Raw genomic sequence first — 21,457 nt, forward strand, 5'->3', positions numbered from 1 at the left:
TGGTAACACAATCCTTGCATCACCTGCTCTTCCTGAGCTGCCAAGTTCCGTGGCGTTAGTTCCTGTTCCGTGTGTCAGTATCCTTCCGACACCGCAAAGACTACGCGAAACAGTTTCCTAAGCAACCCACCCAAGCCAGACTGCAGTCACAAAATTACTCCCTCAGCAAAACGTGAATAGTAACTTATTGTTTTTAAATCCTTTAATAAAAAGAAAAAAGACATTTCCTCGTAAGAAAACAGGATAGTCCTACCGATTTGTAAGAGATCTCTCACAAGCGATTGAGACCGGATTGAACACGAGCTTCTATACTTTCGAAACACTAAAAAGTCGTTGGGCCGATGGAGGAAACATTGATGGAAGTGTTTAACCACAATCTTGAAAACCTGTTTCAGCAATTAGGGCTCCCCTCTGATAGAGAAGCTATCAACTCCTTTATTGCTGATCACCATTTAGAATCAGGTGAAGACCTAACCTCAGCTGCTTTTTGGTCTGCGAGTCAAAAACAGTTTCTCGAAGAGGCAAAGTTGCAGGATGCCGATTGGGTTGAGCAAATTGACACTCTCGATACTTTATTGCGTAAAGACTGAAGTTGCGGTATTCATTGCCCTCTCCACGGATTTTGAAAAGATGTTAGGGAAGAGACAATGAGTACAGATTTTACCCCTTTGCTCGAGCAAGCCATTCAATCTTTGGTGAGTGAGGGGAAAGAGCCGACTGTCGCGTTAATTAAAAGTCGTCTCACCAGCCCGGTGCCCATGCCGCTTATCATCAGCGCGCTACAGCGTTGGAAGAAAAGCGGCACAGTGCCAAAAGTCGAGCTGGTGAAAAAGGATGACAGTGCGGAAGCCCGCATTAAAGATTTAGAAGAGCGGGTGAAGGCACTGACAGAACGTCTTGAAGCCCTTGAGCAACGCCTTCCTTAAATGGTTTAAAGTGGGATTACTGAAAATCCCACGATAAGTTCGATACCAACCGACAATCGTCGCATTTGAAGTGGAATACATCGTGCAGTGGTGACTCAAGTAACCAGTCGCCACCGCATTTTGGGCATTTCCGAGTCAACTCCGATTCCGCATCCTTCCCGCCAACACGGTACTGATAGTAATAGGTGGGCACTTTGGTCAGATACTCGATACGTCCGCGAATGTCCCAGCCTTTTCGAAACAGCAGACTCTCTACGTCCTGAATTTCCGCCAGCGCGGCGTGTTCAGCTTTGAACGCCCCAGCCATCTGAATTTCATCGCACGCTTGCCATTCAGTTTGCCACTTTACTTCCGCTTTATGATCGCCGTTAAAGGTCGCAGGGATGTGGTAAAGCGGTATGGGCAATAAGGTTTCACCGCAACGCAACGGTGAACAGGTATGAACATAAGTGGTGTACATCACCTGCCAGCTGCGCTCAATCTCTGGTGCGCTCTCTTCAGAATTGATATCACGCCCTAACACCTTCACCTTGGGTGACAAAAGACTCGCATCCGCCAGTTGGCTCAACTTCTGTTTAACCTGTGGGCTATTGTTCTTAGGGTTCAGACTATCTTTTTCAGGACAAACAGCTCGGACATGGAATTGCCCATCGCCCAGTACCATCGGAAATTCTCGCCCCAGCACCTGACCATTGTAGCGAAGGGCATCCATCAGGCCATTTACTGCGCGGTCTACCGCAGAAATGGTTGTATCGTCGAAGCACTCAAACGTCAATTCAACCACATACATAGACGATTATACCTCTGGCTCTAACTGCTCTAGAAACGCTTCAATGTTGGGTGCCAGCACCATTCGCTGTTTGGTGCCAATACGCTCCTTGATCACTTCACCGCTGACGTTACAAATCGAAACCACATCCAGTTCATCATCCGTCGCCGCAATAAAGATGGTCGGGTTGTGTTTAAGGCGTTTTTGCATCAGAAGATGGCCCAGCATGTTCTCTTGAAGACGCGGTAAGTCTTCTTCGCTCCACACTTGGATGAGCTCCAGAGAGTGTCCGTCAAACCTTGCCGTCATATCACCGCAATACTGTCCCGCATAAAACGACTTAATGTCCTCATGCAGCGAAATACCAATGCCTTCTTCAACATTGGAGAAATCCGCCAGCTCTTTACGTTGAACCGGTTGCCAAATCACCACCTCGTCAGTTTCCTGCACCACACAAGGCGATTCCAGGCCAAGATAGGCGTCGCTTTGTGGCTTAGAACCGTGTTTCTTGTGCCAGGCGTCCACAAAGCGCTCACTGAAAGACCAAAGCGCACGGGAGACAGAGTGATTCATTAGCAAGATTCCTCAAGATTCAGTAAACTTTGCGCATTCTAATCGATCCGTGGCAAAACCGTATGAGCAAATATCAAGATGCAAAAGAACTTGCTGGCCTGACGTTGGGTCAGAAAACGGACTATCAGGAGCATTATGCCCCTGAGCTGCTGCAACCCGTACCACGAAGCCTTAACCGCGATGACCTTGATTTGGGCGATTCGCTGCCATTTACCGGGTACGATATCTGGACGCTCTACGAACTGTCTTGGCTGAACAAAAAAGGGGTACCGCAGGTGGCGATTGGTGAAGTTCGCCTGCCAGCCACGACGCCAAACCTGATTGAATCCAAGTCTTTCAAGCTTTATCTGAACAGTTTTAACCAAACCAAGTTTGAAAGCTGGCAGGAAGTGGTAGACGCGCTGGCGAAAGACCTATCAGCGTGTGCGGGTGCTGATGTGGACGTAACACTTTCCCCTCTGGAAGAGTTCACCAATACCCCAGTGATTGCATTTGGTGGCGAGAACATTGACGAGCAAGATATCGAAATCGACAACTATGAGTTCGATTCATCACTGCTCGAAGGCGCGGCTGAAGGGCCAGTAGTGACTGAAACCCTGAACAGTAATCTGTTGAAGTCTAACTGCCTGATCACCAGCCAGCCAGATTGGGGCTCTGTACGCATTGCTTATAAAGGTAAGCGCATCGACCGTGAAAAATTGCTGCGCTACATTGTGTCATTCCGCCGCCATAATGAGTTCCATGAGCAGTGTGTTGAGCGCATCTTCACTGATCTGATGAAGTACTGCCAACCAGAGCTTTTGACCGTTTATGCACGTTACACCCGTCGTGGTGGCCTAGACATCAACCCATACCGTACTAATATGGGTAAAACGCCAAGCGAAAACAATCGATTGGCGCGTCAATAACCTCGCGAGCAGGCTCTGACTTCAGAGCCTGTTTTTCTTTATCCGATGAGGGTCTGTAGACCCGGAAACGACATTAATCTGCCATGCGATTCTTGCTAGCCGCACTGTTTTCTTTCTCTTTGTTCTTTAGTGTCTATGCCGATGCCAAACTCTATTCCACGCCGATTTTGGCGGAAGCAGAAGCATTGATCCCCACCGCACCAGAGAAAGCGCTGGCCGTCACAGAACGCTACCTGTTGCAACGCCGTTTGGCCGAATCGACTAATCGTCCCCACAGTAACAATGAATCCGACCGCTCTATCCGCACGCCGTTGAACACAGTGCACGCCTACCTTATCACCGCCAAAGCACACAGCGCCCTTGGCAATCAGGAAGCTGCATGGCAGGCATTGGATAACGCAAAAAGCACGGTCGAAGGACACGGCATGAAACAAGCCAAGCTTGAAATCATGCTCACGCAGGCCAGCATACTCTATTATCTCGATGATAAACCCGACGACGCTGTCGCCCTCTTACAAGCGCTGCTGAACACTATCGCTGACCAAAAAGGTCCGAAAACGACTGGCGTTGAGCGAATCGATTTCGAAGCCAAACTACTCAACGCGATGATCACCACCAGCGACGAGACAGAAGCAGAAAGCCTTGCGCAGTTTTCTCAGGTGGAACAGGCTTTGGGTGAGCAGCCAGATCTGGAACAGAAGGTGCGTTACCAAATTGCCATTGGCAATTATTACCTTGGGATTGAGTCTTACGAGCGTGCGCTTTCTGAGCTTCTCAGCGCGTACTGGCTTGCCAGCGAAAATGACTTTGCTTCGCAGATTGCCAGTGCCAGTCTTTCCTTGACCAAACTCTACCAGCAGCAAGGTGCAATGGATAAAGCGTTGCAACACGCTAATCAGGCCGCTGAATTCTACGAACAATACGATCTGAGCCGCGGACTGTCCGAAACCCAAACCCTTCTGGCCAACATATACAGCCAACAGGGTCGCTACAACTTCGCACTGGTCCATTACTTCAACGCACTGGACCTGGAAAACTTGCTCTCCAGAGCAACGAACATTGCCGATATCAACGTCTCGATAGCACGAACCTACCTCAAGCTACTGCGCTTTGGTCAAGCAGAGGAATACGCGACCCGCGCCATCAAGGTGGCCAGTGAACACGAATTAAACCTGCCACTGGCACAGGCTCTCATCCTCAAAGGTGAGTTGGCGGTGAAAAACAAAGAGCCTGATGTTGCTATCGATGCGCTGAAACAGGCAATGACAAACGCAGAAGCATTGAAAAACCGGGGACTGATGATCGAATGCCTAGCCCGTCTATCGCAGGCTTATGAGCAAAAAGGCGATTTCAAGCAGGCACTGAACATCCAACGCCGCTTCGACATGCTCGAAAAACGCAATGAAAGCCAAAAGCAGATACTCGAAGCGGAATCGTTCAAACATCGTCAGCGTGTGATTGAACGCCAACTGCAGCTTGAAGATATGCAGCGAAAACAGGCGGCCGACGAAGAAATCATTGTCGAACAGAAGAAAATCAACCTGTTTCTGTTGGGGGGGCTGGCCGTGCTGTTGCTGGTTCTGGTGCTGCGACATCGTGCTGCGAATCTTCGCCAGCATCAGCTGGAAGACCTGCAAAAAGAGCTCTACACCCACCCAAGAAGTGGGCTCAGAAACCTGCGTATGCTGAACGACAGACTCTCAAATTCTCTGGCGAAAAGCAGTGCTCACTTCGAACAATGGTATCTCGGCGAGATGATCCATGAGCCCTTGAGCGACAAACTCAGCTTCGCGATGTTTGAAGTACCGTTCCTTAAGGTGGTTTATCTTCAACACGGTTACCACCAAGGGTTAGAGCTAGAACGAAAACTCGGGGACTACCTGCAATCCCATATCGAGAAGCCAACGCGCCTTTATCACTTCTCTGACGCCATGTTCATTTACATTGAGCCAAATGCAGAAACGCTGAATGAACCTGAAAAGCTGGCCGGAAAAATCCAGTCGCTCATTGATGATTTTGTCCAAGAAAGCAGACTGGAAGACGTCGATGACCGTCTTCGTATCGGTATGGCGGATTACCCCTTCCTGCCACGCGCTTTTACCTCAATAAACGACAAGGAATTGATAGACATCCTACTGATGGCAACGAGTGCAGCACGTCAGGCCAGTAAACTCGAACACACCAGCCAATGGGTGCATTTAAGCGCCATAGATTCGACACCTGCCGCCTGTTTTGCTGACAACAATGTTCGTCAGGCTTGTCTGGACGGCATCAACACAGGTCTTATCAAGGTCAAAACTTCGGCACTCAGCGGAATTAACTGGCAGACGGTTCACGAATCTGATAAAAACTGACGCCAATCTATTGATAGCCCTAGTAATAAACCGTTATAGCTAACCGTTGCCCACATGTAATGGTGAAATAGTAACTTCTCTTGCAGACTTTTTTCGTGCTGCATTGAAGTTCGGAGATGTAGTCGCGTTTTATGTCCAACTTCTCGTCAGATGACGATGTCATTCTATTGAAAGAAAAGTTGCAGCAATCCCAGCTGGTTTTCCGTGATTTAGCCCTTAAATCGCGGCGCGAAGCGACGATCCTGAAACGTCTCATTTCACGATTAATTGCAGCCTCCCAGGCTCATGATGACCCTCTTCTCAACGAGCGCCTCTCACAAATCCGACGTGAGCTTGACTCTCAGGAAGATGTCAGTAGATTGATCCCGCAACTTGCATTGGTAGAGCGCATGGTCAACAGACACAATCAGGCAACGGAACGTGCCAAAGATTCACTGGAATGCCAATTCCAGCAAAGCGGGGAAACGCTTAAGTGTCTGCCCGGCTTGCCTGCGCAATTAAAACGCGACCTGCGTACTCTGTTGACCAGTCCTGCCGCAGAACAAAAAGGCAGCACTGAAAAAATTGTGGCACTGCTTCAGCTCTATGAACGCGCCCTCAAATTACTTTCTCTGCCATCCAACGGCCTCAGTGCCCGCGATCTGCTGAACATCGATCGCATCAACCAGCTATGCAGCGAACTCCAACACCTGATCACCGAACTCGACTTTGACGGCGAAGTTGGTGACCGCTTGTTGGATATCCGTAGCCGCTTGTTGCTATCACCGGATGCACAGACCCTGCTTGAACTCACTCTGGAATCTGTTCAGCTGATCCTCGATGGAACGCGCAATGAGCGCAAAGCGTCTCAAGCGTTTCTTTCCCAGCTCAATGAGGATTTGTCGATTCTGCAGCGCCACAATGGCCGATCAATCGACAGCTCGCAGGCCATTGCTACCCAGCGCAGTTCGCTCAATGAAGAACTGACAGCGTCGGTGGATTCGATTCATACCCATCTTCAAGACGCAGAATCACTGGAAGAGCTACGCCCTAATCTGTCACAGGTCGCCGTCAACCTTGCTTCTCTTGTCGCTCGTAACCGCGAGTTGGAAGAACGAGAGCAACAGTTGATGGAGCAGCTGCAGCACAACGAGCAAAAGCTGGAAGCGCTGTATCAACAAACCATGGATTACCGTCGCCGCCTTGGTGATCAGGAGCGCAAGCTGCTGCTTGACCCTCTCACCAAGGTGTATAACCGTGCCGCGCTCGATGACCGCCTGGAACATGAATACCGTTGCTGGATTCGCTACCAAACGCCTTTCTGTCTGGCGATGATCGATATTGACCATTTCAAGAGCGTGAATGACCAGTACGGCCATTTGGTCGGTGACAAAGTGCTGAAAGTGGTTGCCCGCACCATTCACCAATGCCTGCGTGATACAGACTTTATTGCGCGGTTTGGCGGTGAAGAGTTTGTGGTCCTGCTACCGGATGCGGATGAAGAAACCCGCAAAGCCCTTCTGAACAATGTTCGCGAAACGGTTTCACGTTTGCCCTTCAAATTCAAAGACACCCGCCTGACCATCACGGTTTCTATCGGTGGCAGTCTTTTCAAAGACAATGACAGCACAGTGGAAGTACTGGAACGTGCTGATAACGCCCTGTACAACGCCAAACACAACGGTCGCAACAAGCTGGTCTGGGCTTAACCCTCAAGCAATCAATCACCTACCCCCTTTTCTTACCCTACAGCGTTTTGGTTTTTTAATACCTGAACTGGATAAACCGCTTTTCTGTGTGTATGGTTAATTAACACACTGATTTTTAAACCATTGAAAATAAATTCTGATAAAAACGAAATGGTGTCACCTACACCCTCCCTCTAATACAGTGTGTTTTCTCTACACAGGAGGTGATTATGATCACTCACATCAGCCCAGTCGGGGCCATGGATCTTCTTTCCCAGCTTGAAGTAGACAGACTGAAAGACACTGCTAAAAGCGACCTTTATCGCCTGTATCGCAACTGTTCGTTAGCGGTGCTGAATTCCGGCAGCCACACAGACAGCTCCAAAGAGTTGCTGGAACAATATAAGTCTTTTGACATCCGCGTGATGCGCCGCGAGCGTGGCGTGAAGCTAGAGCTGATTAATCCGCCTGAACATGCCTTCGTTGACGGCCGCATCATTCGTGGTATTCAAGAGCACATGTTCTCGGTGTTGCGCGACATCATTCACGTTAACGTCCAGCTTGAGCATGCCAAAGTGTTCAACCTGACCAATTCAAATCATGTGACCAACCTGATTTTCGATATTCTCCGGAATGCCAAAACCCTGGTGCCGGGGAAAGATCCGAACCTGGTGGTGTGTTGGGGCGGTCACTCAATTAATCCGATCGAGTACCAATACACCCGCGAGGTCGGTCACGAACTTGGTTTACGCGAACTCAACATCTGCACCGGTTGTGGACCCGGCGCGATGGAAGGCCCTATGAAAGGGGCGGCCATTGGCCATGCAAAACAACGCGTCAAAGGCAGTCGATTCCTTGGTTTGACAGAGCCTTCCATCATTGCTGCTGAACCACCCAATCCAATTGTGAATGAACTGGTGATCCTGCCGGATATCGAAAAACGTCTTGAAGCCTTTGTGCGTGTTGGGCATGGCATCATTATCTTCCCGGGTGGTGCGGGTACCGCTGAAGAGCTACTGTATCTTCTTGGCATCTTGATGCACCCAGACAATGCTGATCAACCTATGCCTGTGGTTCTGACAGGACCAAAAGAAAGCGCCAATTACTTCCGCGTTATTGATGAGTTCATCCGTGATGTGATTGGTGAGGAGGCCACCAAGTACTACCAAATCGTCATCGGCGATCCGGCAAAAGCGGCGCGTATCATCAAGCAAGGTATGCCTGCGGTAAAAGAGCACCGCCAATCAACGGGTGATGCCTACTCATTTAACTGGTCACTGAAAATTGCGCCTGAATTCCAACTGCCGTTCGAGCCGACCCATGAAAACATGGCAAACCTCGACCTGCACATGAATCAGCGTCCAGAACTGCTGGCTTCGGCGCTTCGCCAAGCCTTCTCAGGCATTGTTGCTGGTAACGTGAAAGAGGAAGGTATCAGGGAAATTGAGCGTAATGGCCCGTTCAAAATCAATGGCGATGCTGTGCTGATGAAGAAGATGGACAAGCTCCTTCGCGGATTTGTAGAGCAGCAACGCATGAAGCTGCCTGGCTCAGAATATATTCCCTGTTACGAGATCGTTCAGGGCTCTGATGGGCGATAGGCTTTCATTTATCTCTCAAGCAATTAGAATGGCCCCAACGGGCCATTTTTATTTGGGTAATCCATGTCAATTCATCTTGTCATCATTGATGCCATGAACCTCATCCGCCGGGTGCACGCTGCGCAGCCAGATCCGGAAGATATCGCCTCGACGATTCAAGTCTGCAACCGCGCTTTGACCAAGATTATCCGCTCTTCAGAACCTACCCACATTGTCGCTGTGTTCGACCATACGGAGCAGGACAGAGGCTGGCGGGCTGAGCTGGTCCCCGAATACAAGCAAGGCCGCAAACCCATGCCAGAAGCTCTGCAAGCTGGACTGGATAAGATTCAGGATGCGCTTTGGGATATGGGTATTGATTCGCTGCTTTCGTCCGGCGATGAAGCGGACGACATGATTGCGACACTCGCGGTCAAAGTGGCCAGCCACGACGGTCAAGTCACCATAGTGTCAACCGACAAAGGCTATTGCCAGTTACTACAACCAACGCTGCGCATACGCGATTATTTTCAGCAACGCTGGCTCGACAGTCCGTTTATTGAAAAAGAGTTTGCCGTTCAGCCTCAGCAACTGACCGATTACTGGGGGCTGACGGGCATTAGCTCTAGCGGTGTTTCTGGTGTACCGGGCATTGGCCCTAAAACCGCTGCAACCCTCCTGCAGCGTTATGGCAACTTGGAACAACTTTATGCCGCTGAAGATGTTGAGCCCAAATGGCAGAAAAAGTTAGACGGGACAAAAGAACTGGCACTTCGCTGTAAGCAAGTTGCGACGTTGAAAACAGATATAACGCTGGGTTTTAACCTTCAGGATATCCGCTACACCGCCCCCTAACTCTTGCAAAGCTCAAATGCGAGAAGGCAGCCGATTGGCTGCCTTCTTGTTATTTCAGTACACGAATATGAACCGTGATTTCTTCCCGGTCGTGATAAAGATGCTTCGCCTGCATCTCAAATTTCACACCGTTTTCAATCAGGAACTTTTTCAGATTCTGTAGATCGTCTTTCACTTGCTCGAAGCGGCGATTCATCGGCAATTTAAGGTTAAAGATGGTCTCTTTCGCCCAGCCTTCAATCAGCCACTCACCCATCAATTGTGCCACACGGTAAGGCTTTTCAATCATGTCACACACCAACCAGGTCACGTTCTTACGTGGTGGCTCGAACTTAAAGCCGTCAGCAGCATGGTATTTCACCTGGCCGGTTTCCATCAGGCTTTCCGCCATCGCACCGTTATCCACCGCGTGAACGAACATTGAGCGCTTCACCAATTGATACGTCCAGCCACCCGGACAAGCGCCAAGGTCAACCGCCCACATTCCCGGTGCCAATCGTTCATCCCACTCTTCACGAGGAATAAATGCGTGGAAGGCTTCTTCCAGCTTTAACGTCGAACGGCTTGGCGCATCCGTTGGGAACTTCAAACGATGGATACCCATGTAGTGTGGTGAGTTGTTATTCGACAGTGAGTAGCCGACGAAACAGCAGCCCGGCGCAGTGAAACACACATGCAGCACTGGCTTTTTCGGGTTGTCTTTTGCCAGCAATACGCCACGTTTACGCAGCGCCTGACGCAATGGCACAGTAAATTTTCGGCAGAATTTCAGTAACTCTTTTGCCTGCGCGGTATCTGGTGTTTCCACACGGATATCACCGCATTTTGGCAGTTCCCCGCCGAGCGCCAGAATCGGAGAAATACGGTCACCCGGATCCAAATCGTTCAGGGTATCCACTACCGCAATCATCTGACGCGCAAAAATCAGTGAGGTCAGCGGCAGCGTCTGAAGCAGTTTTTCTGCATCGCCTTGCTGGTAACACTCAAACAGCACGTAGCCAGTGTTTTTTTCCACACGTGGAAAACCGTACACTTCGACTCCTGTCGCTTTGTCCTGAATCTCACCCGCACACTCTTTTTCAAAGCCCTGGCGGCAATACAATAAAATCTGGTTCATCTCGGGCCTGTTACCTATAAAAATGACGCGACATTATGATGAAGCAAGGTGCTGAACTCAAGCTTTGCGCCAGAGTGTTACCGCAGCGAGAAGCCATCCCACCAAGAAGCTGGTGCCGCCAAGTGGCGTGATAGGCCAAAGCCATCGCCAATCTGTCAGCGCCAAACCATACAAGCTGCCACTAAAACAAAGCATGCCGATGGCAATAAACCCGCAAGCAAGCGAAAGCATACGCTGTGGCTGGATATGATTCCAAAAACCCAAGGCGATTAATGCCAGCGCATGCCAGAACTGATACTGCACACCTTTTTCGATAATAGATAGCTCATAGGCGGGAAGCTGCGCTTTTAAGGCGTGAGCTGCAAACGCCCCGAGTGCCACTGCAATACCCGCGAAGATACAGCCAAGTGAAGCGTATTGGCGGCCATTCATTAGCACACCTCTTTGATAAACGCCGCGATGTGATCAGCTGCCATCTGACGGTTACCGGTTTCGGTGTGGCCCGATGCTTTTCGCGGTTTAAAACTGTGGTCACCATCAGGAATGAACGTCAGGGTGACCTTATCTGACAATGGGTAGCCCTCCAGCTCAGCGCGGTTACCGAAAGTGTCACGCTCCCCCTGCAAGATCAGTGTGGAAAGTGACAAATCGGCAAGATGCTCGCCCTTGTCTTTTTCTGGCTTACCTGGTGGGTGAAAAGGAAAGCCTAAACAAGTTACGCCTTTCACCCCCTCGACATCAGCGAGGTGACTCGCCATTCGCCCCCCCATGGACTTTCCGCCAATGACCGTTTTCTCTGTGCTATATTCCGCAATCACTTCTTTGAATGCTTCCAGCAGTTTGGGCGCGCGGTCTGGCGGACGCTTCTTACCATCTTCAGCGCGTCTGACCATATAAGGGAAGTTAAAACGCACAACACGAATGCCATAAGCGGCAATCATTCCAGCGACTTCCTCCATGAAGTCGTGCTCCATGCCTGCTCCGGCACCATGTGCAAAAATAAACGTACGTTCAGCCGACGCCGGACCATCAATCAACACACTCTTTTCCGAAAACTCACTCATGCAGAAATACTCTCCTGTTCGGCAGCAGCTTTCGCCAATACCCATTCCCTAAATGCTGCGATACGGCCTGAATCCGCATCTTTTTGTTGGCTGACAAGATAAAACGCATTTTTACTCATCAAGAAATGCTCAAACGGGCACACCAGTCTGCCAGATTCCAACTCCGGCTGTGCAAGTACATTGTTACTCAATGCGATGCCCTGCCCCAGTGCAGCAGCCTGAAGCACCATGGTGGAGTGACTAAAAATCGGGCCATAATTTAGATTAATGTCACTAATCTGATAGTACTTGGCGTAAGTCTTCCAGTCCTTTCTTGTTCTGTCATGAAGCAAAGTGTGATGCTTCAAATCTTCGAGACTATGGAGTGGCTTAGGCCCATTGAGCACTGCTGGGCTACACACTGGCAGCAGAAACTCCGGATAGAGCTCATCACAGCGCAGTCCAGGCCAATTTCCTCTTCCATAATAAATTGCTACATCGACATCGTCCGTCAGGGAGCCATCTTCCATGTCTACCGCTTTAATGCGCACATCAATTTCTGGGTGTTGTTGGTTAAAGTCCGCCAAGCGGGGGACCAGCCACTGAATCGCAAAACTTGGCGGTAAACTGATGGTCAGAGCCCCTTTCGCCCCTCGCTCTAACACCCTATCCGTGGCATCCGCTAAAGAAGTGAATATATCTTTTATATCAAGGAAATAACTTTGCCCCTCTTCCGTTAACAGGAGGGAGCGGTTACGACGTCGGAACAGCTTTAAACCAAGGAACTCTTCCAGCGCTTTTATCTGATGGCTCACGGCAGCTTGAGTCACAAACAGCTCTTCAGCGGCACGGGTAAAGCTCAAATGACGGGCTGCGGCTTCAAACACACGGAGCGAATTGAGAGGGGGAAGACGTCGGGCCATGGTGCGTCCTTAACATATAAGTTTTTCTAATGAACAGTATTATAAAATGTCGATTGTTCTGGCTCCAGAGAAAACCTATAGTTTGCGCGCACCACGGGATTCTCGTTCCCTACGTACGACAGATTTTGTGGTTGCGATGTTGTGTTTGCATATTTCGGCATCGCCGAAATTCGGTAGAGATATCTACCTTTCATACTCGCTGTATTTTTTGAATCCTATCAATCAAAAAATTTGTCGTAGCACTGAGCAGATTGCCCGGTGCTTTTTTTTGCCCTTCGTTTCGACTTGAAACCATTTCACATCCATTACTTTCTCTTGAGTTAATATGACGAAAAAGCGATCATTCGCCTCCATTAACTGAGTCAGTGAAGCGAAACCGAAACCATGACCAACCGCCCTTTTGATGTAGATATCATCCGACGCGATTTCCCATCGCTGGATCAGCACATCCATAGCCAGCCACTGGTTTATCTGGACAGTGCAGCCACGTCGCAAAAACCACGGGCGGTGATCGAGAGCATTAGCCAATACTACTCGGGTGCCAACGCCAACGTGCATCGCGGTTCCCACTCACTAACGGCTTCAGCAACTAACCGCTTTGAAGCGGCGCGTCAAACTGTCGCAGATTTCCTGAATGCCCCTGTTGAAGGTATTGTCTGGACCCGTGGCGCGACAGAAGCCTTAAATCTTATCGCGCAAAGTTATGCCCGCCAGAACCTGAAGCCGGGCGATGAAATCATCGTGACCGAAATGGAACACCACGCCAATATTGTTCCCTGGCAGTTAGTCGCCGAACAAACGGGCGCAAAAGTGGTGAAATGGCCTGTTAATCCCAATACCTGCCAATTAGAACTGACCGCGTTAGATAACCTGCTGAACACCAAAACCCGCATGGTGTGCATTGCGCATATCAGCAATGTGACAGGCACCAGAAACCCGATAGAGGCGGTTATCGAAAAGGCTCATCAGTCAGGTGCAGTAGTCGTGGTTGATGGCGCGCAGGCAGTGGTACATGAGAATATTGATGTGACAGCGATGAACGCAGACTTCTATGTTTTTTCCGGTCATAAGCTGTTTGCTCCAGCAGGTATAGGAGCGCTATACGGCAAGCCTTCACTGCTCGAAGCGATGCCTCCGTGGCATGGTGGTGGGAAAATGGTCGAGAAGGTCAGTTTTTCCGGCACCCTGTATGCCGAGTCGCCTGCGAAGTTTGAGGCTGGCACTCCCAACGTTGCAGGCGCCATAGCGCTCGGTGAGGCCATTCACTGGTTTGGCAATATTAACCACAAAGGTGCAGAAGCTCATATCGGCACACTTCAGAGCTTACTGGTTGAAGGCATCCAACACATTGAGGATGTACGCATTATCGGGTTACAACGCGGAGCCAGTGTCGTCGCCTTTACTGTCGATGGCGTTCATCACTCCGACATTGCCACCTTGTTGGATCAACAGGGTATTGCGGTGCGATCAGGACATCATTGCGCTCATCCTTTAATGGATGCGCTTGGCATCAATGGCTGTGTCCGTATATCAATTGCCCTTTACAACACAAATGAAGACATCGCCCGATGTGTTGCTGCCATTCAGAAAGCCTGTGATTTGCTTTAAAATACCGACAACCTCTTTTCGCTGACCATTGAGCCAAACCATGATAAACATTCAGCCAACCCATCCTTTTGGTACCGATATTTCGACCGAAGACATCTTAAACGAAATGTCTCAATGCAAAAGCTGGGAAGATAAATACCGTCTGGTTATTCAGATGGGAAAAAAGCTGCCAAACATGGACGAAACATTAAAAGAAGAAAGTATTTCCGTGCCTGGCTGTGAAAGTAAAGTTTGGCTTACATGGAGAATTTGCGAGGGAGTCTACTATTTTTCTGCCGACTCAGACGCAAGAATTGTTAAAGGATTGTTGGCTATCATTCTTGCTGCCGTCGAAATGAAATCAAAAGAAGATATCCTCACTTTTAATTTCGAAAGCTACCTTGAAGCCTTGGATCTTCTTGCTCATATCAGCCAATCAAGAAGTAACGGCGTCCGGGCGATCATCAATCAGCTAAAAGCCTTATAAAACCTGCCTAACAGCCCCGTTTTCGTTATAAATTCACTGTTTTAACTGACCACTTTACCGTACAAGAATCACTTTAAAGCTGAGAGGCTGGTCAATTATTCTGCGTTTATAGTTGCGAAAACGGAGGTTTCTTCCTTAAATTCATCTGGTGTATTTTTAAGCAGCACGAATACCTATTTAGTGCATCAATAAATGGTAAATAAAAAAGAAAATCGTTTATTAAACACAAAAAACACTCCAAAAGATCCAAATGAAAACCATAATTTAACACACTGTTAACTTATGGTGTTTTGTTGTAGATCAAGATCTTGTTTCTGTAATTCTCTCCTAATTCCTTTTGCCTTACTCATAAGATTGTATATCTTTAATTTCGGTGGTCATAAAACCATCACACATAATAACTATTCTAAATTCGAGACTAGATGAGTTTCCTTAGTCTCAACCCTTACGCGCTAAAACTAATAAATTACAGGTGCCTGTATTTTTGGATAACCAAATGCAGTTACAGGGGTCAAACGTTCAATTGCTTGTTGTTAAGAATGGAGTCAACAATGAAGAAACTCGCGCTCATCACCGGTTCAAAAGGTGGTATCGGCTCGGCGATCACAGAAAAATTGGTAAGTCAGGGCTATCGCGTGATTGCTACCTACTTCACCGGGAACCTGCAATGTGCCGAGGAATGGTTTGAAGAGAAGAAATTCAACTCAGACCAGGTACGCCTGTTCGAACTGGACGTGACCAGCACAGCTGACTGTGCAGAGCGTCTCCCCAAGCTTCTTGAAGAAGAAGGCACTATCGATGTTGTCGTCAACAACGCCGGTATCACACGTGATGGTCTCTTCAAGAAAATGGCAGCAGATAACTGGCATGCAGTTATCGATACTAATCTCAATAGTCTTTTTAACGTAACCCAACCTCTTTTTGCCGCTATGTGCGAAAAAGGCGGCGGCCGTGTCATCAATATCTCATCTGTTAACGGCCTAAAAGGTCAATTTGGTCAAACCAACTATGCAGCTGCAAAAGCAGGCATGATTGGCTTCACCAAGTCACTGGCATTTGAAGGTGCGAGATCCGGAGTGACCGCCAATGTTGTAGCCCCTGGCTATACAGCAACCCCAATGGTAGAAGCCATGCGCGATGAAGTGCTGGAGTCTATCAAAGGTGAGATTCCAATGAAGCGTCTGGCTCGTCCAGAAGAAATTGCAGAAGCGGTTGCGTATCTTGCAAGTGACGCAGGCGCTTATATCACCGGGGAAACGCTGTCGGTCAACGGCGGCTTGTACATGAACTAAACGGGAAAAGACGACACATGGAAAAAGTGTATATTGTCGCGGCCAAGCGTACCGCGATCGGCGCATTCACAGGTTCTCTGAAAGATGTTCCAGCAGGAAAGCTGGCAGCATTTGCAATCAAAGGCGCTCTGGAAGCAGGTAATGTTTCCCCAGACGCCATCAACGAAGTGATTCTCGGCAACGTAGTCAGTGCAGGCCAAGGCATGGGTATTGGTCGCCAGGCCGCCATCTATGCTGAATTGCCAGAAACCGTTCCAGCTTATGCCATCAACATGGTTTGTGGCAGCGGCATGAAAGCGGTCATGGACGCGGTTGCACACATCCGCTGCGGCGACGCAGAGGTCGTGGTTGCAGCAGGTGTCGAGAACATGTCTCAAATTCCGTTCGCAGCGTCAGGCTCTCTACGCGGCGGACAGAAAATGGGCGACATCGGCCTCAAAGATCTTTTGATCAACGACGGTCTGACTGACGTCTACAACCAATACCACATGGGCGTTACTGCTGAGAACGTTGCTGAGCTCGTCGGCCTAAGCCGTGAGCAACAAGACGCGTACGCGCAGCAGAGCCAACAAAAAGCCGTTGCTGCTGTTGAAGCAGGTCGATTCAAAGATGAAATCGTGCCTGTTGAAGTAAAGCAACGTCGCCAAACTGTCACTTTCGATACTGACGAATACCCTAAAGCAGACTGCACACAAGAAGGTCTGGCGAAGCTTCGCCCAGCCTTTAACCGCGAAGGTACAGTCACAGCTGGTAACGCGTCTGGTCTTAACGATGGTGCCAGCGCTGTGATCGTCGCTTCAGAAGCAGCGGTTCAGCGCCTTGGTCTGAAACCGTTGGCTGAAATCACCAGCTATGCGCAAGTTGGGTTAGATCCAAAAATCATGGGCCTTGGCCCTGTAGGTGCTGTAACAGAAGCTCTGAAAAAAGCAGAGCTGTCTATTTCCGATGTGGATCTGTTTGAGCTCAACGAAGCCTTCGCTGCTCAGGCTCTGGGTGTTGTTCACCAATTGGCGGACAACCACAGCGTCAGCCCTGACAGCATTCTGGAGAAGGCAAACGTCAATGGTGGCGCAATTGCATTGGGTCACCCGCTCGGCGCATCAGGTAACCGCGTTCTGGTTTCACTGATCCACGAGTTGGAAAAACGCGAAGGCACATATGGTGTTGCTTCGCTTTGCATCGGCGGCGGCATGGGTACGGCAGTTGTCGTGAAACGTGCTGATAGCTAAGAACGTTAAACCCCCTTGGATCTAATTAATACACTTAGGAGAAACACCATGTACACCGATATGTTTAAAGCATTCTCTGAGCAAACAGAAAAAACGCTGGCACCTTACGTTAAGTTCAACAAACTGGTTGCTAAGAACGTTGAAACTCTGACTGAACTCCAACTGAGCGCTGTTAAAACTTACAGCGAAATGGGTCTGGCACAAGTTAAAGCAGCAAGCGAAGTGACTGACGTGACTTCTATGACTGCATACAGCAGCCAACAACTGGCAGCGCTGACTAAACTGTCTCAGCAAATGATGGACGACAGCGCGAAGCTGCAATCTATCGCGAAAGAGTTCAAAGACGATCTGGAACAACTGACTACTGAAAACCTGAAAGCTGCTCAACCAGCTTAATTTTAGGTAGACCCGCCCTCTCGCTGCAGAGGGCGGTGTTGTTTCCGATCAAGAGGGTTTACACATGTATCAGAACTTCTTCTCGGACTACCTTGTAAAACTCCAAGAGAGTAACCAGCAATGGTGGAAGGATCTTGAGCAAGGCAAGGCAGCCGTAAACACCCCCCTGAACAAAGCCATCCAAGAGCAGAGTCTCGAAGACACAGCCAAACTTCTTGAGGGTGCTGCAAATCAACCCGCCGCGATGCTGCAAATTCAAATGCAGTGGTGGGAACAGCAAATGCAAATCTGGCAAAACGTTGCGCTTGCAGCAAACAAAGAAGAAATCGTTACGCCGGAAAAAGACGACAAACGTTTCCAGGACAAAGGCTGGCAGGATGAAGTGTTCTACAACTTCATCAAACAATCTTATCTGCTGTTTGGCCGCACTTATCTCGAAACCATTAACGCGGTGGAAGGATTAGATGACAAAGCCAAAGAGCGCCTGAACTTCTTTTCTCGTCAGGCTATTAATGCCATGTCACCAAGCAACTTCGTGGGCACAAACCCTGAACTGCTTAAGCTGACCATGGAAAAGAACGGCGAGAATCTGGTGAAAGGTCTGCAAAGTCTACAGGAAGATATTGAGTCCAGCTCAGATATCCTGAAGGTTCGCATGACCAACAACAACGCATTCCGTATTGGCGAAGACATTGCCAATACTCAGGGTGATGTTGTGTTCCAGAACGAACTGTTCGAGCTTATCCAGTACCGTCCGTTGACGAAAACTGTCAATGCAACGCCACTGCTGATCGTGCCGCCGTTCATCAACAAGTACTACATCCTCGATCTTCGCGAGAAGAATTCGATGGTGCGCTGGTTGGTTGAGCAAGGCCACACCGTATTCATGATGTCTTGGCGCAACCCAGGTGTTGAGCAAAAAGACGTTGAGTTCGGTGACTACGTGACCGAAGGTGTTGTGAAGGCGGTGTCTGCGATTGAGGACATCACAGGCCAATCACAAATCAACGCTGCTGGTTACTGTATCGGTGGTACTGTTCTGGCAAGCACTATCGCGTACTACGCAGCAAAACGCATGAAAGCGCGCATCAAGTCGGCGTCTTTCTTCACCACTCTGCTCGATTTCGCGCAACCAGGTGAAGTAGGTGCTTACATCAATGACAGCGTGATCAGTGCGATTGAGCTGCAAAACACGGCACGTGGTTATATGGATGGCCGCTCACTGAGCGTGACTTTCAGCTTGCTGCGCGAAAACAGCCTGTACTGGAACTACTACATCGATAACTACCTCAAGGGCAACAGCCCGGTAGATTTCGATCTTCTGTACTGGAACAGTGACAGCACCAACGTCGCAGCAGCAACGCATAACTTTATGCTTCGCGAGCTGTACCTGAACAACAAACTGGTTCAGGACAAAGGCGTGAAAGTGGGTGGCGTTTGGATTGATTTGAACAAAATCAAAATCCCTACCTACTTCATCTCAACCAAAGAAGACCATATTGCACTTTGGCAAGGGACTTACCGTGGCGCACTGAATGTGGGCGGCAACAAGACCTTTGTATTGGGTGAGTCCGGCCACATTGCTGGCATAGTGAACCATCCAGCGAAAGGCAAGTACGGTTACTGGGTGAACGATGAGCTGAGTGAGTCTGCAGAAGAGTGGTTTGAATCTGCGGAACACACTGCCGGTTCTTGGTGGACTCATTGGGATGAGTGGCTATCTGCTTACAATCCGAAGGAAAAGATCGAGCCTTATGCACAAGGTTCAGAGAACTTCCCTGTACTCGGTGTTGCACCAGGTAACTATGTGAAGCAAGTGCTTCCGATTCAGCCTGAAACTGAAGCCAAACCTGCTGCAAAAAAAGCACGCGCTAAAGCTGACGCTTAATGCTCCAAAACCAAAAAGGCCGCGAACGTTCGCGGCCTTTTTTTGTACTTTTTAAAGCAGCTATTTTTTCGCTGTCAGTTTGGTGATGATGCGTGAAACGGCGACAAAGCCAAACGTCGCGGTGACCATGGTTGCCGCTCCGAAACCGCTGGCACAATCCATTCGCTTTGGTCCTTCTGCCGTCGCTTTGGTCTCACATACAGAGCCGTCTGGCTGAGGATACTTCAACTGCTCAGTCGAGAACACACAATCAATACCAAACTTACGCCCTTGAGTTTTGGTGAAGTTATGGAAACGGCGCAGGTTATTGCGAAGCTTTGCCGCCAGTGGATCTTGAATCGTTTTAGTCAGATCCGCGACCTGAATTTGGGTCGGATCAATCTGCCCACCAGCACCACCTACTGTGATGATTTTGATCTTATTGCGCTTACAGTAGGCCAACAATGCCGTTTTTGGCTTGATGCTATCGATGGCATCAAGCACGTAGTCATAGTCTTTGGTGATGTACTCTGGAATGTTGTCTTCAGAGATAAAGTCGTCAATCAGGTTGATTTTACAATCCGGGTTGATTGCCCGAACACGCTCAGCCATCACCTCGATTTTGCTTTGACCCACAGTGCCAGACATAGCGTGAATTTGACGATTGATGTTGGTAACACACACGTCATCCATATCAATCAGGGTCAACTCGCCAATACCGCTTCGAGCCAGCGCTTCAACCGCCCATGACCCCACTCCACCAATACCGATCACGCAAACGTGCGACTGGCGCAAAATCTCAAGCTCAGTGGCGCCATACAGACGGCGAGTACCGCCGAAGCGTTGCTGATAGCTTTCCGATGCAGGTTGAGTTGTTGTCATAGTAGTTCGCTCTGTTGCTCGATTTTCGACGTGGACTGCGGTTTATACTCGCTTGAACGCAAAATGTCCATGACTCCCAAAACCGCAGTCAAGAGTATTTAATGTGCACTGGCATCAACTCTTGTTTCAACCAGTCTATTACCTGTTTCACTGGCCCCAATCTTCGTTTATAGCCATGACTAAACAGAAAGTAGCCATACAAACTGTCGAAGCTCAATGAAAGTGGGTTGCTCACTTCCTGACAATCTAACGAATCTTGAATCAAAAACTGGGGTATCAGCGCCATTCCTTCATTATGCTTCACGGCCTCTAGTGCCATGTAAAAGTGCTCAAAGCCAGCACCATAGTTAGGGCCGTTAGGTGCGACTTTTAGCTCGTGCCAGAACTGGTTCCAAATTTGGGGACGGGTAATATGGCTGATGGCATTGAGCGGCAAAAGATCTTCCACTGACTCCGCATCAGAAACCATGACTGGGGAAGCCACCAGCATCAGCCTTTCTCTCACTAAAAGCTCCGCTTCTTCTTCATGGGTCGACAAAGGCAAACAGTGAATAGCAATATCGCTTTGATATCGGTTATGGCTGTCCGACGTCACACTCGCACGAACCGCCAGTTCAATGTTCGGATAAGCTTGCCTAAATGCCGCCAAGCGAGGGATCAACCACATACTCGCCATCGAAGGTGGTACCGATATTTCAATACGGTTCTTGGTTTCTGATGTCTGCATGACGGTCGATGTAGCGTGCTGGAGGTTTTCCAGCGCTTCGACCACGGAAGGCAAATAGCGTCTTCCCGCGTCTGTCAGCTCGACCTTTCCGCCAGTACGTTCAAACAGTGAACACCCCATCAATTCTTCCAAATGAAGGATTTGTTTACTGATAGCACTTTGTGTCAGGTTTAACAGTTTCGCCGCTTTTGAAAAACTCAATGTTTGCGCCACCACCGTAAAGGTTCGCAAGGTTTTCATTGGCGGAATAGGCATTGCCATATAGCTACCCTATG

At 49.1% G+C, this 21,457-nt stretch carries 21 protein-coding genes; 13 read left to right on the forward strand and 8 right to left on the reverse strand.

The genetic code is table 11. The annotated features are described in order from the left end of the window. Positions 1 to 356: 356 nt before the first annotated feature. Together RN22_RS02770 and RN22_RS02775 are read left to right on the forward strand one after the other, a co-directional pair. The gene (locus tag RN22_RS02770) at positions 357 to 590 is read left to right on the forward strand and encodes a DUF2789 family protein (protein ID WP_046302993.1); all 234 of its coding nucleotides are present in this window, start codon (positions 357 to 359) and stop codon (positions 588 to 590) included. 57 nt (positions 591 to 647) lie between these two features. After that, positions 648 to 926: a DUF5320 domain-containing protein gene (locus RN22_RS02775; protein WP_046302994.1), complete on the forward strand. Its 279-nt coding sequence runs from the start codon at positions 648 to 650 to the stop codon at positions 924 to 926. 16 nt (positions 927 to 942) lie between these two features. Here RN22_RS02775 and RN22_RS02780 read toward each other — a convergent pair whose 3' ends face one another. Both RN22_RS02780 and syd read right to left on the reverse strand, forming a co-directional pair. Then, positions 943 to 1,716 carry a Zn-ribbon-containing protein gene (locus RN22_RS02780; protein WP_046302995.1) on the reverse strand — a complete coding sequence of 258 codons (774 nt, stop codon included), beginning with the start codon at positions 1,714 to 1,716 and terminating at the stop codon, positions 943 to 945. Positions 1,717 to 1,722: 6 nt separating this feature from the next. Continuing rightward, positions 1,723 to 2,268: a SecY-interacting protein gene (gene syd, locus RN22_RS02785; protein WP_046302996.1), complete on the reverse strand. Its 546-nt coding sequence runs from the start codon at positions 2,266 to 2,268 to the stop codon at positions 1,723 to 1,725. 62 nt (positions 2,269 to 2,330) lie between these two features. Here syd and queF point away from each other — a divergent pair, with 62 nt between their 5' ends. The 5 genes from queF (at position 2,331) to xni (ending at position 9,632) form a co-directional block, all read left to right on the forward strand. Beyond that, positions 2,331 to 3,176 carry an NADPH-dependent 7-cyano-7-deazaguanine reductase QueF gene (gene queF / locus RN22_RS02790; RefSeq protein ID WP_046302997.1) on the forward strand — a complete coding sequence of 282 codons (846 nt, stop codon included), beginning with the start codon at positions 2,331 to 2,333 and terminating at the stop codon, positions 3,174 to 3,176. Positions 3,177 to 3,259: 83 nt separating this feature from the next. After that, a complete protein-coding gene (locus tag RN22_RS02795) occupies positions 3,260 to 5,530 on the forward strand; it encodes a GGDEF domain-containing protein (protein ID WP_046302998.1) in 2,271 nt (756 codons plus the stop codon). A gap of 131 nt (positions 5,531 to 5,661) precedes the next feature. Further along, positions 5,662 to 7,218 carry a diguanylate cyclase gene (locus RN22_RS02800; RefSeq protein ID WP_046302999.1) on the forward strand — a complete coding sequence of 519 codons (1,557 nt, stop codon included), beginning with the start codon at positions 5,662 to 5,664 and terminating at the stop codon, positions 7,216 to 7,218. 209 nt (positions 7,219 to 7,427) lie between these two features. Next, a complete protein-coding gene (ppnN, locus tag RN22_RS02805; protein ID WP_002536348.1) occupies positions 7,428 to 8,798 on the forward strand; it encodes a nucleotide 5'-monophosphate nucleosidase PpnN in 1,371 nt (456 codons plus the stop codon). Between the two features lie 63 nt (positions 8,799 to 8,861). Beyond that, the gene (xni, locus tag RN22_RS02810; protein ID WP_046303000.1) at positions 8,862 to 9,632 is read left to right on the forward strand and encodes a flap endonuclease Xni; all 771 of its coding nucleotides are present in this window, start codon (positions 8,862 to 8,864) and stop codon (positions 9,630 to 9,632) included. Positions 9,633 to 9,681: 49 nt separating this feature from the next. Here the strand turns inward: xni and rlmM are convergent, their stop codons facing one another. From rlmM to RN22_RS02830, 4 genes are read right to left on the reverse strand one after another with little or no spacing between them, the layout of a single operon-like run. Next, a complete protein-coding gene (gene rlmM / locus RN22_RS02815; protein ID WP_046303001.1) occupies positions 9,682 to 10,749 on the reverse strand; it encodes a 23S rRNA (cytidine(2498)-2'-O)-methyltransferase RlmM in 1,068 nt (355 codons plus the stop codon). A 57-nt stretch (positions 10,750 to 10,806) separates the two neighbouring features. Then, complete coding sequence (locus tag RN22_RS02820) at positions 10,807 to 11,181, reverse strand: DUF423 domain-containing protein (RefSeq protein WP_046303002.1); 375 nt, start codon at positions 11,179 to 11,181, stop codon at positions 10,807 to 10,809. Next, positions 11,181 to 11,813, reverse strand: a complete 633-nt coding sequence (locus tag RN22_RS02825) for an alpha/beta family hydrolase (RefSeq protein WP_046303003.1) — start codon at positions 11,811 to 11,813, stop codon at positions 11,181 to 11,183. The genes RN22_RS02820 and RN22_RS02825 overlap by 1 nt, the downstream gene beginning before the upstream one ends. Continuing rightward, on the reverse strand, positions 11,810 to 12,715 hold the full coding sequence (locus RN22_RS02830) for a transcriptional regulator GcvA (protein ID WP_002536340.1): 906 nt from the start codon (positions 12,713 to 12,715) through the stop codon (positions 11,810 to 11,812). The genes RN22_RS02825 and RN22_RS02830 overlap by 4 nt, the downstream gene beginning before the upstream one ends. Positions 12,716 to 13,099: 384 nt before the next feature. On the opposite strand from RN22_RS02830, the gene csdA reads away from it, so the two are divergent. The 6 genes from csdA (at position 13,100) to phaC (ending at position 19,594) form a co-directional block, all read left to right on the forward strand. Continuing rightward, a complete protein-coding gene (gene csdA, locus RN22_RS02835) occupies positions 13,100 to 14,323 on the forward strand; it encodes a cysteine desulfurase CsdA (protein WP_046303004.1) in 1,224 nt (407 codons plus the stop codon). Between the two features lie 40 nt (positions 14,324 to 14,363). Then, positions 14,364 to 14,789, forward strand: a complete 426-nt coding sequence (gene csdE / locus RN22_RS02840) for a cysteine desulfurase sulfur acceptor subunit CsdE (protein WP_082111343.1) — start codon at positions 14,364 to 14,366, stop codon at positions 14,787 to 14,789. A gap of 551 nt (positions 14,790 to 15,340) precedes the next feature. Further along, positions 15,341 to 16,081, forward strand: coding sequence for an SDR family oxidoreductase (locus RN22_RS02845; protein WP_046303005.1), 741 nt, complete (start codon positions 15,341 to 15,343; stop codon positions 16,079 to 16,081). A 17-nt stretch (positions 16,082 to 16,098) separates the two neighbouring features. After that, positions 16,099 to 17,310 (forward strand): acetyl-CoA C-acetyltransferase, encoded by a 1,212-nt coding sequence (locus RN22_RS02850; protein ID WP_002536333.1) that lies wholly within the window; start codon positions 16,099 to 16,101, stop codon positions 17,308 to 17,310. 48 nt (positions 17,311 to 17,358) lie between these two features. After that, on the forward strand, positions 17,359 to 17,706 hold the full coding sequence (locus RN22_RS02855) for a phasin family protein (protein WP_002536332.1): 348 nt from the start codon (positions 17,359 to 17,361) through the stop codon (positions 17,704 to 17,706). Positions 17,707 to 17,770: 64 nt separating this feature from the next. Further along, entirely contained in the window at positions 17,771 to 19,594 is a 1,824-nt protein-coding gene (gene phaC / locus RN22_RS02860) for a class I poly(R)-hydroxyalkanoic acid synthase (RefSeq protein WP_046303006.1), read from the forward strand. Between the two features lie 60 nt (positions 19,595 to 19,654). On the opposite strand, the gene tcdA is transcribed toward phaC, so the two are convergent. Continuing rightward, on the reverse strand, positions 19,655 to 20,455 hold the full coding sequence (tcdA, locus tag RN22_RS02865; RefSeq protein ID WP_002536327.1) for a tRNA cyclic N6-threonylcarbamoyladenosine(37) synthase TcdA: 801 nt from the start codon (positions 20,453 to 20,455) through the stop codon (positions 19,655 to 19,657). Between the two features lie 88 nt (positions 20,456 to 20,543). Continuing rightward, positions 20,544 to 21,443 (reverse strand): LysR substrate-binding domain-containing protein, encoded by a 900-nt coding sequence (locus tag RN22_RS02870; protein ID WP_046303007.1) that lies wholly within the window; start codon positions 21,441 to 21,443, stop codon positions 20,544 to 20,546. Positions 21,444 to 21,457 lie beyond the last annotated feature (14 nt).

Origin of the sequence: Grimontia sp. AD028, from assembly GCF_000973155.1 — a bacterium.
Lineage (GTDB): Bacteria > Pseudomonadota > Gammaproteobacteria > Enterobacterales > Vibrionaceae > Enterovibrio > Enterovibrio indicus.

What these genes read in the sequence shown, in the direction of transcription:
- RN22_RS02845 (WP_046303005.1), top strand. Translation starts at nt 15,341, where the DNA reads ATGAAGAAACTCGCGCTCATCACCGGTTCAAAAGGTGGTATCGGCTCG.
- RN22_RS02820 (WP_046303002.1), bottom strand. Translation starts at nt 11,181, where the DNA reads ATGAATGGCCGCCAATACGCTTCACTTGGCTGTATCTTCGCGGGTATT.
- RN22_RS02770 (WP_046302993.1), top strand. Translation starts at nt 357, where the DNA reads ATGGAAGTGTTTAACCACAATCTTGAAAACCTGTTTCAGCAATTAGGG.
- RN22_RS02850 (WP_002536333.1), top strand. Translation starts at nt 16,099, where the DNA reads ATGGAAAAAGTGTATATTGTCGCGGCCAAGCGTACCGCGATCGGCGCA.
- tcdA (WP_002536327.1), bottom strand. Translation starts at nt 20,455, where the DNA reads ATGACAACAACTCAACCTGCATCGGAAAGCTATCAGCAACGCTTCGGC.
- csdE (WP_082111343.1), top strand. Translation starts at nt 14,364, where the DNA reads ATGATAAACATTCAGCCAACCCATCCTTTTGGTACCGATATTTCGACC.
- xni (WP_046303000.1), top strand. Translation starts at nt 8,862, where the DNA reads ATGTCAATTCATCTTGTCATCATTGATGCCATGAACCTCATCCGCCGG.
- RN22_RS02800 (WP_046302999.1), top strand. Translation starts at nt 5,662, where the DNA reads ATGTCCAACTTCTCGTCAGATGACGATGTCATTCTATTGAAAGAAAAG.
- csdA (WP_046303004.1), top strand. Translation starts at nt 13,100, where the DNA reads ATGACCAACCGCCCTTTTGATGTAGATATCATCCGACGCGATTTCCCA.
- RN22_RS02830 (WP_002536340.1), bottom strand. Translation starts at nt 12,715, where the DNA reads ATGGCCCGACGTCTTCCCCCTCTCAATTCGCTCCGTGTGTTTGAAGCC.
- RN22_RS02775 (WP_046302994.1), top strand. Translation starts at nt 648, where the DNA reads ATGAGTACAGATTTTACCCCTTTGCTCGAGCAAGCCATTCAATCTTTG.
- phaC (WP_046303006.1), top strand. Translation starts at nt 17,771, where the DNA reads ATGTATCAGAACTTCTTCTCGGACTACCTTGTAAAACTCCAAGAGAGT.
- RN22_RS02780 (WP_046302995.1), bottom strand. Translation starts at nt 1,716, where the DNA reads ATGTATGTGGTTGAATTGACGTTTGAGTGCTTCGACGATACAACCATT.
- ppnN (WP_002536348.1), top strand. Translation starts at nt 7,428, where the DNA reads ATGATCACTCACATCAGCCCAGTCGGGGCCATGGATCTTCTTTCCCAG.
- RN22_RS02855 (WP_002536332.1), top strand. Translation starts at nt 17,359, where the DNA reads ATGTACACCGATATGTTTAAAGCATTCTCTGAGCAAACAGAAAAAACG.
- RN22_RS02825 (WP_046303003.1), bottom strand. Translation starts at nt 11,813, where the DNA reads ATGAGTGAGTTTTCGGAAAAGAGTGTGTTGATTGATGGTCCGGCGTCG.
- RN22_RS02870 (WP_046303007.1), bottom strand. Translation starts at nt 21,443, where the DNA reads ATGGCAATGCCTATTCCGCCAATGAAAACCTTGCGAACCTTTACGGTG.
- queF (WP_046302997.1), top strand. Translation starts at nt 2,331, where the DNA reads ATGAGCAAATATCAAGATGCAAAAGAACTTGCTGGCCTGACGTTGGGT.
- syd (WP_046302996.1), bottom strand. Translation starts at nt 2,268, where the DNA reads ATGAATCACTCTGTCTCCCGTGCGCTTTGGTCTTTCAGTGAGCGCTTT.
- RN22_RS02795 (WP_046302998.1), top strand. Translation starts at nt 3,260, where the DNA reads ATGCGATTCTTGCTAGCCGCACTGTTTTCTTTCTCTTTGTTCTTTAGT.
- rlmM (WP_046303001.1), bottom strand. Translation starts at nt 10,749, where the DNA reads ATGAACCAGATTTTATTGTATTGCCGCCAGGGCTTTGAAAAAGAGTGT.